The sequence below is a fragment of the Aquiflexum sp. genome, assembly GCF_041749095.1.
Taxonomy (GTDB): domain Bacteria; phylum Bacteroidota; class Bacteroidia; order Cytophagales; family Cyclobacteriaceae; genus Aquiflexum.
The window spans coordinates 1-12,761 of the sequence record NZ_JBGTCA010000020.1; the positions used below are offsets into that span (position 1 = coordinate 1).

Sequence of the window (12,761 nt, forward strand, 5' to 3'; positions counted from 1 at the left end):
CTCCCACAGAATAGATCTCAAAGGAGAGTCTTTAAGAAAAGGAGTTTTGAAAAATGAATAAAATTTAACCTACTTTAGATGATCTTTCAAAGTGGCACGGTTTGACCGAAATGACTGGCATGGTCAGACCGAAATAACCAAATGGTTTAATAATTTGTTTTCCACAACGCATGCTTGATTTCATCCTTGCCCATCCGCTGTATATTTCATTTATTATACTGAATATATTTATCATTTATAAGGTGTTTAAAATTTATGTATGTAAGGATCAAGACAACAATGATGATGAAGATGGTGGGATTCCCGAAAATGATGATCCGGTTTTGGACTTGCCGCCGGGTGTCTCACCTCCGGTTGAAACATCAAGTGTATTGGATTAAGTTTTAAGTCTTGAGGCTGGTGATGGGGTAGTGGAAGACTGTGAGGTAGGTTGAACTGCCTGTGGCAAATTGGATGCTCCCAATCTTAACTCCATGATCCATAATCTACCTGTCATCGATTATTCCAAAAACCACCAAACCCAAATCCCTATCCAAAGATGCCCGACAGGTGCGATTGTGTGGATAGGTGATAAACAAGGTGTGATCAAAGGTTCTGAGATCAAGAAAATTATCAGTAAGGGGAAGCTAAGGAAAGTTTATTTAACTTAATTGATATTGGATTTAGTGAGCGAATAGGAATTATTGAGTTGTCAAAATTAATCACTGAGAGAGAATTCAAATATTTAGAATTGATACAACAAAAAGTTTATTTGGGAAGAAACAGAAAGCAGCTTTTAGATATACTAATAGACAGAATTCCAATAATCACATTTGACAAGATCATTGAATCATTTAGATTTCTTAGTTTTCGTAATATAAATTAGGGTTTTTTGATAATTTAACAATCTGCTGATTTTGAAATAAATGAAAAACAAAACATTTCATACCCCCTCCTGAGCGTAGTCTACTTTTCTTTCGATAAGTTAACCCATGTGCCCATGTCTTGGCTTAGTTTATCCTCCCTCGGCAGCTACACTTAAACGTTTATATAAATGTATTTAAAAGAAATTCCTCCTATTTTAGAAAATGGATCAATTGACAAAAAAGAGTATTAAACCTTGGATTAGGTTTTATACTCAAGCATTTAATATCTTATTTCAAGAAGGGGAGAAAATTTTAAATGAACTCATTAATTGTTCAACTGAGAAAACCGAAGGAATTTCTATCAATCTTTTATACAGAAAAATGGTTGAATTGGCCTATGGTCAAATGTCACTTTCTAAAAACAATGAGTTTATTTTAATGAAATCTTTAAATAGAGAATCGTTAGAGACAAACCTGTTTCTAAAATATTTTAAGCAAGAAAATACTAAAGAGAGATCAATTAGTTATCAAATACACGGAATTAATGAAAGAATTAAACATTTAAAAACTTTCCTTCCGGATCATCCGACTTATGAGGTTTATCAACAAGGTTTAGAAAGTCTAAGAGTTGGAAAATTAAACCCAACAAGTGGAAATATACTCGAAATAAAAACTGAAATCCAAAGGCTGGAATTATTAATTAAATCGGAACCATTAGGTGAAATTTATAAAAAATATTTTGAGAACAACCCAAAATTAAAATGGTACTCAATAAACAATAAGGGAATTAATTCAATTAAAGACCTTTCAAAAAATTTAGGTTATGAATTAATTTACCATACTTTATATAAATCTTATTCTGAATACATTCATGGTTATAATCTTGTTAAAAAAGATATTGTACAATATTCTTCTGTAACTGGCAGAATAGAGGTTTTTGGAATTCCCGGACCTCCATTTGAATTGGCACATGATTTTATTTTTTTCCAGAATATGTTTAAAGAGGCATCTTTGTCGGCCGTTGATTGTTTAAAGTTGGAAAATCCTCAAATATTAACAGGGCTTTTTGAGAGAACTAAGGCGCACTTTCAAATTAATCAGGTTCAAGTAGGTCAAGAATTTTTAACCAAGGAGCATATTTACATTTTCCCTAAAAACAGAAAATAACCACCCTCTTTGGGTGTATTATAAAGCTAGTTGCTTCTGCTTGGTATGTGCCCCACAGCAGTCGGAAGCAATTACACCCTTTTATCTTCCTATTTACCAAACCTTTAGCCTATTATTCCAAAAACTCAGATTGAATCCCAATTTCAAAACACCTATTAACCATCATTTTTTATCACCCGGCAAAGAAAAAGCAATAAAGGTATCTCCGGAGGGCGTTCCCATTCGGTTGCCACCACCGGCGGCGATGACTACATACTGTTTTCCATCCACTTCATACACGGATGGGACCGCATATCCTCCGGCCGGGAGCTTGTAAGACCACAGTTCCTTTCCGCTGTCAGCATCAAAAGCACGGAAAAGCTTATTTACAACCTGCCATTGACCTGGAATTTGTCGCATTAACCATACCCGAAAAGCAGCAAACAGCGATACCTATTAACAGAAAGAGGGAAAAATGTTTTGAGCTAATGAAATTCAATGAAGGAAAATTAGAAAGTGCTTTTACCGAGTTGTTGGGGCAATTCAATTATCAGATGATCTGTATATAAAAAATGAACAGCGATATCCTTATATACCAAAACCCTGATGGCAACATCAAAATTGATGTCCGCTTAGAGGAAGAGACTGTCTGGCTTACTCAGGCACAGATGGGGCAATTGTTTGGTAAAGACAAGCGGACCATTAGTGAGCATATCAGCAATATTTTCGGTGAAGGTGAATTGGACGAAAATTCAGTTGTCCGGAAATTCCGGACAACTGCCGCAGATGGTAAAAACTATGCTAGCAGCCAAAAGGACATTTATATTCAACTGATTGATTACAGTAAAACTAACACTTTAAAGTATGGCAGGAACAACGATAACCATGAGCAATCTTAAACAGATAATCCGACACCGTGACAACGGCATGGCATTGCAGACCATCTCCAAAACTTTGGGCATTGCCCGAAATACGATCAAAAAGTACTTGCAGTTGGTTGACTCCAAAGGCTTGACCTATGGAGATCTTCTCTGTGTAGATTGAATCCCAATTGCAACGCACCTGTTAACCATCACTTTTTTTCACCCGGCAACGAAAAAGCAATAAACGAATCTCCGGAGAGTGTTCCCATTCGGTTACCACCACCAGCTGCGATGACCACATACTGTTTTCCCTCCACTTCATAAACGGATGGGACCGCATATCCTCCGGCCGGGAGCTTGTACGACCACAGTTCTTTTCCGCTCGTAGCATCAAAAGCACGGAAAAGCTCATCCGCTGTTGCTGCTACGAATACCAATCCACCTGCTGTTGCAACGCATCCACCATAGTTCATCGTACCGGTGTCTTCCAATATTCCTTTTTCGCGCAATGCAGGATAGTATCCCAGCGGAACTTTCCATTTAACCGAAAACGTAGAAAGATCTACGGCTGTCAGGGTACCCCAAGGAGTCTTATTGGCAGGAAACCCATCTTGGTCAGTGAAAATCCGGAATCCTTGAAGTACGTATTTATCCAATCCGATCTTTGGGCTTTCAGGGGATCGGTTTTCAGTTTTTCCTTCCAGTAAATAGGTCGCCAATTTCTCGAGTTCAGCCTCTGTGAATTGGGGAAAAGCCGGCATCACTCCTTTTCCTTTACTCAGGATTTGAATGATTTGAGATTTGTCCTGCCTGTTTTCAATCCCTGTCAATGCAGGGAAAGAACCCATTACCCCTTGCCTTGCTGCACCATGACAATTAGAGCAATTGGTCATATACAATCCATAACCGCTTAAAGCTTCTTGTGGTGAGCCTCCTTCTGAATCCACTTTGGCCAATTGCAGGATCATGGGGATCTCGTTGAGGTTGAGGTACATCATATTGTTTTTGGAATCGTAGGATGCACCTCCCCAAAGCGCACCCCCTCTAGGTCCGGGGAAAGCAATTGTTCCTTCCATACTTGGAGGTGTGTAAATTCCCTCATTCCGATACTTGGCCAGTTCTTTTCGGGCAAATTCATTGGATTCCGGGGAAATGTCAGTCAATTTTTCAGGATCCAATCCCCTAGTGACCAAAGGAATTCCCTGATTCAGTTTTTGCGTGGGATGGGCTAATTCCCCCGGGACATTAGATCCGGGAACCGGAGATTCTTCGGCGGAAAGAAGTGGCTCCCCGGTATTTCTGTCCAGGATGATCAGTTCTCCCATTTTAGTGGGCTGCGCCAGGGCCTCTTTCCAACCACCTTCCCAAGGGATGGAAATCAAGGTCGGGGCACAGGGAAGGTCAACATCCCATAAATCGTGGTGCACGGCCTGATAGTGCCAGATTTTCTCCCCTGAGGCCGCATTCAGTGCAATGATGGAATTGGCATAGAGATTTTCTCCCAGTCGGTTGGCACCATAGAAATCATATACCGCCGAACCTGTGGAAACAAATACCCAACCCTTATTTTCATCCAGACTCATTCCTGCCCAATTGTTTGCCCCGCCGTAATTTTCTCCTGCTATCCAATTCCATGTGTCATGACCAAACTGATTTTCTTGGGGGATCGTGTGAAAAATCCAAGCAAATTCACCGGTCTTGGCATTGAAGGCCCGAACGTGTCCCGGTGCAGCCGTGTAGCCCTCTCCGGTGGTAGAACCTACGATGATCAGGTCTTGGTAAATGATTCCCGGCGTGGATAAACCTACGGAAAGACGTTCCGGATCCATTCCCATATTTTCCCGTAAGTCGATTTTTCCCTGATTTCCGAAATCAGCATGTAATTTTCCGGATTGGGCATTTACTGCATACAAATAGCTCCCGGCCGGTAAAAAGAGCGTTTCTTTCTCCCCGTCTTTGAAGTAGGTTACCCCTCGGTTGACGCCCACTGCTGTTTCACCGGCAAAAGGATCAAATCTCCAAAGTTCCTTCCCTGTCGCAGCATCCAAGGCGATCAATGCGAGGGCAGGAGAGGTGATATACATCGTCCTGCCGATGATGATGGGATTGCATTCGATGGTGGTTTTCTCTCCGCCGTCCCCGGTATTAAAAATCCAGGCCGGCTCAAGCAGATGAATATTCTTGACATTGATCTGATCCAATTCCGAAAATTGGGCGGCATCATTCCCGCCACGATAAATGGTCCATTCACCACGGGAAGCATCTTTTTTATTGCCACAGGCAAAAGAAATCAAAAAAAATACGACATAAATCCATGATTTTATATTCATAGGAAACAGGGTTAAAACTTGATTTGAATAGCGTTTGTGGTCAGGAAACATGGCTGTGGAGGTTTAATGATAAAACAAGATTCTTCCTCTTATATGAAAGCCATTGCCAAACTCCCTGATACATTTTTACAATATCGAGAGACGGAATGGTAAAACAAAAGCCGTTGATTGCCCAGAAAGAAATAAATACTTACCTTTGGCGTTAGTAATATGCTTCCATTTTTATGATAAAAGAATTTGGTGATAAGGAGTCCGAAAAAATTTGGGATGGAATTCAGTCGAAGAAATTACCAAATGAAATTCAGAATGTTGCCCGCAGAAAATTTAGAATGCTTAACAACGCACAGAATGTAAATGATTTAAGAGTTCCGCCTGCAAATAGACTGGAAAAATTGAAAGGTGACCTAAAAGAATACCATAGTATTAGAATAAATAATCAATGGAGAATCATCTTTCAATGGAAAAATAATGATGCATACGATGTAAAAATAGTTGATTACCATTAATCAAAACAATATGGAAAAGTTGGAAAATATACACCCAGGTGAAATTTTACTAGAGGAATTCTTGAAACCTATGGAGATTTCTGCATACCGTTTAGCGAAGGAAACATTTATTCCTCAAACGCGCATTTCAGAGATTATTAGGGGCAACAGAAGAATCACCGCTGATACGGCTTTACGATTTGCCAAATTTTTTGGAACCAGTGCAAAGTTTTGGATGGGATTACAAGATGATTATGATCTTGAAGAAGAAAAAGTTGTGAAGGAAAAAGAGCTGAATGAAATCATTCCTATAAAAGGAAATGCTGCATAAAATATGAAAAGACCTTTAGTACTCCCCTCAGCAGAGAAAGAAGATAAAAACTTCCAAGAGTTGATACAGTTTTTTAATGAAACATTGGGGTTTTGCCCTAACAGTGTTAAAACGATGTATCACAGACCTTCAATTGCCTATGCTTTCATTGCACTTAACAAAGCAGTAATGGACAATAAGGGCAGGGTTACAAGTTCACTTAAAAGACTTATTGGATATATCAGTAGCAATGTTGCAGGATGCAGGTATTGCCAGGCGCATACCATAAGAGCTGCTGAGCGATATGGCGCAGATGAAGAAAAGCTGAAAAATATTTGGGAGTTCCGGACACATCATGCGTTTTCGGAACAAGAACGTGCTGCACTGGAATTCGCATTTGCCAGTTCTGTGATTCCAAATGCAGTGGATGATGCTGTTGCCGAAAAACTCAGATTGTATTGGAATGCAGGTGAAATTGTAGAAATTCTTGGAGTGATCGCTCTTTTTGGATTTTTAAATCGATGGAATGATTCTATGGGTACAGAACTTGAAAAGGAGGCAATAGCATCGGGTGATAAACATTTAAAAGGGAATGACTGGACTGTGGGGAAGCATAAATACTAAATATCTATGGATCAAAACAAACGCTTTGATTTACCCGATGAATTTCGCCACTTGGTTCCTAATCTTGAAAATCTGTAGAATTGAGTAGATAATGTCATATGGCTTACAGCATAAACCATGGAAATTTCACTTCCATTATTTGTTTTAGTAGTCATATACTTATTTAAACGCTGGATTTTCGAAGTAAAGCGAAAACGCCGTCGTGACTATTATCGGAACGAATATCTTAAATCAGAGGAATGGCAGCGGAAAAGATATGTTGTATTCAAACGTGATAATTGGCGCTGCGTGTATTGTGGTGCACCTGCTACTCAAATTTATCATAAGAAATACGCAAAAAGGAACATCGGAAAGGAACCTATTGAGTGGCATGTTTCAATCTGCAAGCCTTGCCATGATTCTAAACATCATTGAGAAATGGAAATAAACTTAAGACCTTGGGCGATTGAAGACTTGGGCAATTTGGTCAAGTATGCCAATAACCGGAACATTGCAAGAAATATGACTGACAAATTTCCATTTCCTTACACAGAGACAAATGGAAAGGCATTTATTGAATTGGTTACCAAAGACGACCCAATTCACATTTTCGCCATTGAATACAACGGACAGGCCATAGGTGGAATTGGAATACATCCTCAGGACAACATACACAAAAGGAATGCTGAACTTGGTTATTGGCTTGGAGAACCGTTTTGGGGACAAGGTATAGTCAGTATTGCTATCCAACAAATCTTAAATTTTGCTTTTGAGACTTATGACATAGATAGGGTTTTTGCCCGTCCATTTGGGACGAACACCGCTTCACAAAAAGTATTGGAGAAGAATGGATTTTTGCTTGAAGGTAAATTTGAAAAAGTATTGATAAAAGATGGCGATTTATTGGACGAGTTAATCTATGCAATCAGACGGGAAAACTGAGGTTTATAGGAATGAAAAAAATATTGAAAATAGCACTATGGACCATAGCCATAATTCTTATGGTAATAGGAGTGGTGGGATATTATGTAAGTAAACAGATTGGCAGTTTGGATTCCTTGGAAGACCGCAGGGAAAGATTCTCCGCGCTGGCATATTATAATGCAGATACCGATCAGTTTATAAGTCCGGAGGAATTGCCTTATTATCCGGAGCAAACCACAGGCGGAGACGCAGGTCCTGCACGGTTTTTTAAAACTTCACCAAATGCACCGGGGTTTCCATTACCCAAACAGATGATTACCAAAAGTGATTTTTCAGAAACCCCTTCGGATTTTGCTGCATGGTGGTTTGGTCACTCCTCGTTTATTCTTGAGCTTGATGGAATGCGGATCTTATTCGATCCTGTGTTCGAAAATGGAGGTCCCCTACCGTTTATTTTAAGAAGGTTTGATGTCTCTCCCATCAAAAGAGAAGAACTGCCTGAGATTGATTTGGTAGTCATTACCCATGACCATTATGATCATTTGGAGGCTGCTACCATAAGATTTCTGGCATCTAAAAACACAGAATTTATCGTGCCATTGGGTGTAGGCGCACGGTTGGAAGGCTGGGGTATTCAGAAAAACAACATCAGCGAGTTAGGTTGGCATGATACCAAGACTGTTGGTTCTTTGCAAATCACTGCTCTTCCTGGAATACACTACACAAGTAGAAGTTATAATGATAGAAATAAAACCCTTTGGGCCTCTTTTGTAATTAAAGGGACTGATAAAAATCTGTTTGTAAGTGGTGATACTGGATATGGCACACATCTGAAAGACATAGGACAAAAATATGGTCCCTTCGACCTGGCTTTTGTGGAAATAGATGGCTGGAACAAAGGATGGCCTTTGACCCACCTCTTTCCTGATCAGGCAATTCAGTTATGTCTGGATATAGATACTAGACTCCTGTTTCCCATTCATTGGGGAGCCTTTGATCTGGCAATGCACCCTTGGGATGAATCTATTCAAATGGTAGCTGATCTGGCAGCAGAAAATAACATCAAACTGGTGACACCCATTATGGGCGAAAAAGTTATACCCGGTCTTAGTCCAACCATTAATTGGTGGGAAATTCCAAACAGGGAAAGATAAATTGTCGCGTGCCTAGGTCAATTTTTTCGACTTCCTCTTATATCGCACTGAGAAAATAAAAAATCAGTATCTTTAAGAAGCATGGTCTTAGCATTAACTGTGAATCTTCAAATATCCTTTGTCCCCGGGCGAATTATTAAAGCAGTAATTAAATAGATAATAAGAAAATAAAAAAAGCATCTTAAGATGGCATTAGGGCATTTAGGATATAATTAAAACCTTGGAAAATAAAGGAACAACCTTAGCCCAAACTTTAACAATAAATAACAACCAACAACGATGAACAAAAAAATTGAACTTAAAGCGACCGGCGAAACCATAACCTTCATAAAGACATCCAAAGATACTAATGGGGAATATGTAGAGGTGATTACAACCTTGCCGGCGAATGGTGCCAGGCCTCCTTTGCATCGGCATGTTTTACAAAGTGAATTATTTGAGGCGGTTGAAGGCAGATTGGGACTTGAGTATGGTGAAAACAAAATCATTCTCGAGCCCGGACAGTCATTGACGCTTCCTCCAAATACCTTACACACTTGTTATTCTGTAGATGGCAATGAAATAAAATGCAGAGCGGTTTTTACTCCTGCCCTTCATATCGAATATTTTTTGACTGAAATGTTTGCCTCAAGTAACCGTAGAAATTCAATAGATCCTTCCCCATATGACGCCTGTTTCATTTTGCGAAAAATGAAAGGTGAATACTATTTGGGAGATACTTCTCTTTTCGTCCAAAAATCCATATTTCCCCTTATAGCAATATTTGGCAAAATGTTCGGACTTGTAAAAGCTAAATCTAAGATGGCATGACAAATCCTAATGAGCAAACAGACTTACAGCTCTGACTACGGGGATTAGGGAAAATCTGTGGAGACACGGACTTTGGCGTAGAGGGTTGGAGGTAATAAGGTTCGTGGAGACACGAACCTTGGCGTAATTTCGAACCAAGATTGTGTAAAAGTAGTCTTCGAAGGCATAGACGACCTTGGGATTTTTAAGGATTATTGAATTTCCAACGCTCGCCATTTTCCCAATCTTCCATTGAGTTTCCATATTGCGGATAGCCTTTCTTTGATTTCAACATGGAAGCCAGGTGCATGAGGTTGTAAGTCATAAAAGTGGTAGTCCTATTGGTAAAATCAGAATCATAACCTTTGGGTGGATCAATTTTTTTGTCTTTCCATTCTGTATCTCCATAACTGGGGCCGGGTCCGATTTCTCCGATCCATCCACAACTTGCCTGTGGAGGTATGGTGAAACCAAGATGTTGCAAAGAAAATAAAATACCCATCGAACTATGCTTTACCCCATCTTCATTGCCTGTAATCATACATCCGGCAACCTTTCCGTAATAGATCGATTGGCCTTTTTCATTGGTCTTATCACTCATACCATCCAGTCTTTCAATCAGTTTCTTAGCCACAGATGATTTCTCACCAAGCCAAATCGGAGTTGCGAATACGAGGATTTCCGCTTTCAGAACCCTCTTGAAAAGTTCAGGCCATTCATCTTTTTCCCATCCATGTTCAGTCATGTCAGATTTTTCGCCCGGAGGCACTTCGTGGTCTATTAACCTGATTTCATCAACTGACACCTTTTCACGTTCAAATATTCCCTTAGAAACATCAATCAATCTTGAGGTGTGACTTACCCGAGGGGATTTTTCCAATGTGCAATTGATAAATATTGCGCGTAAGTTTTTAAATTCCGGTCTTGACATTTGATTTGATTTTTAATTCTGAAAAAGGGATAATCCCATTTGAATGGGTATACTGATATAGAAACTATATTCAATGTTTTTAGAAAAAATCAAATTCAAAGCCAATAAAACTAAGGTTCTCCTGAGTTCCCTCATCAATTTTGTATTTCATTGAATTGACTTTCCAAAGGCAATTTTTCAATGGTATTTACCCAATTAATCAAGCTGTCCGGAATTTATCTTTGGAGAATGTGTTTTTTTCTATCACAAAAATTACTGCATGCATGTAGGTCATAGACAACACTTTGTTACCAAACCAACTCAATTACGAAATATGAGTATCATTGGAATGCGATGCGGAATATCAGAACAAACTTTCCGAAACGGTCTTAACTCTAATCTCTCGCCTCTAAAAATCTAAAAGTTGGACCTAAATACCCACGACCTATTTGGGCGAACCCATGACCTGGCGATCCAAGAAGACGGATTTTATTTCAAATATTTTAAGGAGAAATTGGGAAAAGTCTAATTTCTCGCTTCTCGCCTCTAAAAAAGAAAGTGGGACCTAAGGGATTCGAACCCATGACCTCTGCTCTGTCAAAGCAGCGCTCTAAACCAACTGAGCTAAGATCCCGATAATATTTAATATAGCAACGCTCTAAACCATCCCGATAGCTATCGGGATAAGATCCCGATTTGAGGATGCTAAAATCAGGAATGATTTTGGGATTTCAAAGGGGGAGACAATGGGAATATTGAAAGATTGATAAATTGTAAAATTTTTGAGGTCAATAATCAAGGGTTTATGGGGAATTGACAACCCGACAACAAAGGTTGCCAAAAATTTACTCTCCAATAAATTAACAAAGTGCCTGCATAGTTCAGTGATTGGCAGAAAGAAATGCCAATATTGCCAGATTGGAATCTATGCTGTTGTCAAGGAACATTTCATGTCCTGCATTGTCGATTTTAATCCAAATATCGTTTGGCAATAATTCCTCAAGTTTACAATCGATCAGGTCATTCATGTTTCCGGTATTCAATGCCCCGGATAAAAGCATTGTAGGAGTGGTAAGCATCTTTACCCTGTCCATATCTACCAATGGAAAGGCATCGGATGAGGTCGCTAACAGTTCCCATTCTTTCGAATTCTGAAGGAAGCTCGTTCTCCAAAATTCCGGAATAGAGTCAAATTCGGATTGGAAATACCACTTTGAAGTTTGATCCAGTCCTGCTTTCTCCCCTCCTTTCAAATAAGCCATTCCAATAGGATTCCAGGTTTGATGCATAAATTTATCATAAGTGGCATTGTTTCCGGAATCCTCAGTAAGCCACCTTATGATGGGAGGCTCTGCCAAAATCATTTTCTTTACCCTTTTTGGGTGTTCCATCGCAAAAACCAGGGCTGTATAGGCCCCATAAGAATGGCCGAGAATATTAGCTTCTTTGATTTCAAGCGCATCCATAAAATTCAATAAATCTTCCGCTTCAACGATAGCTGAATGATTGGCGATGGGCTGGTTTTGGTTTGGGTAATTATACCTTCTGCTGTAGGTATAGACGCAATAATATTTTTGTAAAGTTGGCACCTGTCGTTCCCAATATCGCATATCTGTCAGACTGCCATGTATTAAAATCAGCGGAAACCCTTCTCCGGCTACATCATAATGTATAGTTGCTCCCGACAGATCCAGGACCTGATAGTTCTCCTGATTCGTGCCGGCTTTACATCCTGTCAAAATCAAAAGGATATAAAGCATCACACCCAAAGGAGAGAAGGTATTTAAATATTTTTCCATGGATCAAACTGATTTATTTAGATAAAGCTAGCATAAGTTTTTGTATTTTGCTGATTGCCGATTCTAATGATAAAATGAATAAAGTAGAAAATATAATTGGGGTTGGATTTCAGGTGCTTGGATTGCTTTTGCTCCTGTTTTGCTTATACTCCTGTCAACCCAGGGTTGAAATTGAGCGTCCTCTGGATCCATGGGCATTTAGGTCTGTACTTGACAAAAAACCAAGGATGCTTACCCTGGCATTGGATTCTGCCTGTTATGTGGCCTATGATCTCTCCAATCAGCAGTTGTACAAGGTTTGGAAGGGTGGGGTATTACTGGAAGGTGCCGTATATACCAACAAGAAAAACATTCAACCCAGTAGTTGGGGCACGCCCTATTTAAAGAATGGGGAAATTTACAACCTTTGGAAAATCACACGTGATGGCCAAGAAATTCCCCTCACATGGAAATACAAAGGGTATAAACTGAAGGACAAACAAATCACCATTTGGAATGAGGCCCACATGGAGAGTGGGGAAGTGGTTCACATAGAAGAACAACCTGGATTTGTGAGCAATGAAAATGGGGATCCCGGATTAGAACGGAGGATTTTAATAGAAA

General features: G+C 39.6%; 14 protein-coding genes, 1 tRNA gene and 2 pseudogenes. 12 read left to right on the top strand and 5 right to left on the bottom strand.

Annotated features, from left to right (window positions below; all coding sequences use genetic code 11):
• Window positions 1-170 precede the first annotated feature (170 nt).
• The 3 genes from ACEW8O_RS01385 to ACEW8O_RS01395 all read left to right on the top strand — a co-directional run bounded on the left by ACEW8O_RS01385 (window position 171) and on the right by ACEW8O_RS01395 (window position 2,012).
• Window positions 171-380, top strand: a complete 210-nt coding sequence (locus ACEW8O_RS01385; RefSeq protein ID WP_373492832.1) for a hypothetical protein — start codon at window positions 171-173, stop codon at window positions 378-380.
• A gap of 93 nt (window positions 381-473) precedes the next feature.
• Window positions 474-650: a hypothetical protein gene (locus tag ACEW8O_RS01390; protein ID WP_373492833.1), complete on the top strand. Its 177-nt coding sequence runs from the start codon at window positions 474-476 to the stop codon at window positions 648-650.
• Window positions 651-1,067: 417 nt separating this feature from the next.
• Window positions 1,068-2,012 (top strand): DUF5677 domain-containing protein, encoded by a 945-nt coding sequence (locus tag ACEW8O_RS01395; protein WP_373492834.1) that lies wholly within the window; start codon window positions 1,068-1,070, stop codon window positions 2,010-2,012.
• A 162-nt stretch (window positions 2,013-2,174) separates the two neighbouring features.
• Here ACEW8O_RS01395 and ACEW8O_RS01400 read toward each other — a convergent pair.
• A pseudogene (locus ACEW8O_RS01400) lies at window positions 2,175-2,378 on the bottom strand (hypothetical protein); the annotation flags it as partial.
• Between the two features lie 185 nt (window positions 2,379-2,563).
• Between ACEW8O_RS01400 and ACEW8O_RS01405 the strand changes: the two are divergent.
• Entirely contained in the window at window positions 2,564-2,890 is a 327-nt protein-coding gene (locus tag ACEW8O_RS01405) for a hypothetical protein (RefSeq protein ID WP_373492836.1), read from the top strand.
• Window positions 2,877-3,035: a hypothetical protein gene (locus tag ACEW8O_RS01410; protein ID WP_373492837.1), complete on the top strand. Its 159-nt coding sequence runs from the start codon at window positions 2,877-2,879 to the stop codon at window positions 3,033-3,035. Before ACEW8O_RS01405 ends, ACEW8O_RS01410 begins: the two co-directional genes overlap by 14 nt.
• 28 nt (window positions 3,036-3,063) lie before the next feature.
• Here the strand turns inward: ACEW8O_RS01410 and ACEW8O_RS01415 are convergent, their stop codons facing one another.
• Window positions 3,064-5,184 carry a PQQ-binding-like beta-propeller repeat protein gene (locus ACEW8O_RS01415; RefSeq protein ID WP_373492838.1) on the bottom strand — a complete coding sequence of 707 codons (2,121 nt, stop codon included), beginning with the start codon at window positions 5,182-5,184 and terminating at the stop codon, window positions 3,064-3,066.
• Between the two features lie 224 nt (window positions 5,185-5,408).
• Between ACEW8O_RS01415 and ACEW8O_RS01420 the strand changes: the two genes are divergently transcribed.
• The 6 genes from ACEW8O_RS01420 to ACEW8O_RS01445 all read left to right on the top strand — a co-directional run bounded on the left by ACEW8O_RS01420 (window position 5,409) and on the right by ACEW8O_RS01445 (window position 9,470).
• Window positions 5,409-5,690: a type II toxin-antitoxin system RelE/ParE family toxin gene (locus tag ACEW8O_RS01420; protein ID WP_373492839.1), complete on the top strand. Its 282-nt coding sequence runs from the start codon at window positions 5,409-5,411 to the stop codon at window positions 5,688-5,690.
• A gap of 10 nt (window positions 5,691-5,700) precedes the next feature.
• Window positions 5,701-6,000, top strand: coding sequence for a HigA family addiction module antitoxin (locus ACEW8O_RS01425; RefSeq protein WP_373492840.1), 300 nt, complete (start codon window positions 5,701-5,703; stop codon window positions 5,998-6,000).
• Between the two features lie 3 nt (window positions 6,001-6,003).
• Window positions 6,004-6,603: a carboxymuconolactone decarboxylase family protein gene (locus tag ACEW8O_RS01430; RefSeq protein ID WP_373492841.1), complete on the top strand. Its 600-nt coding sequence runs from the start codon at window positions 6,004-6,006 to the stop codon at window positions 6,601-6,603.
• Between the two features lie 417 nt (window positions 6,604-7,020).
• Window positions 7,021-7,524, top strand: coding sequence for a GNAT family N-acetyltransferase (locus ACEW8O_RS01435; RefSeq protein WP_373492842.1), 504 nt, complete (start codon window positions 7,021-7,023; stop codon window positions 7,522-7,524).
• 11 nt (window positions 7,525-7,535) lie between these two features.
• Window positions 7,536-8,660: an MBL fold metallo-hydrolase gene (locus tag ACEW8O_RS01440; protein ID WP_373492843.1), complete on the top strand. Its 1,125-nt coding sequence runs from the start codon at window positions 7,536-7,538 to the stop codon at window positions 8,658-8,660.
• Between the two features lie 279 nt (window positions 8,661-8,939).
• Window positions 8,940-9,470, top strand: a complete 531-nt coding sequence (locus ACEW8O_RS01445; RefSeq protein WP_373492844.1) for a cupin domain-containing protein — start codon at window positions 8,940-8,942, stop codon at window positions 9,468-9,470.
• 184 nt (window positions 9,471-9,654) lie between these two features.
• Here the strand turns inward: ACEW8O_RS01445 and ACEW8O_RS01450 are convergent, their stop codons facing one another.
• From ACEW8O_RS01450 to ACEW8O_RS01460, 3 genes are all read right to left on the bottom strand, one after another.
• Window positions 9,655-10,380: a flavodoxin family protein gene (locus ACEW8O_RS01450; RefSeq protein ID WP_373492845.1), complete on the bottom strand. Its 726-nt coding sequence runs from the start codon at window positions 10,378-10,380 to the stop codon at window positions 9,655-9,657.
• Window positions 10,381-10,918: 538 nt separating this feature from the next.
• Window positions 10,919-10,993 (bottom strand) — tRNA-Val (locus tag ACEW8O_RS01455).
• 247 nt (window positions 10,994-11,240) lie between these two features.
• Entirely contained in the window at window positions 11,241-12,158 is a 918-nt protein-coding gene (locus ACEW8O_RS01460; protein ID WP_373492846.1) for an alpha/beta fold hydrolase, read from the bottom strand.
• Between the two features lie 74 nt (window positions 12,159-12,232).
• Here ACEW8O_RS01460 and ACEW8O_RS01465 point away from each other — a divergent pair.
• Window positions 12,233-12,761 (top strand): annotated as a pseudogene (locus ACEW8O_RS01465) (cytochrome C); the annotation flags it as partial.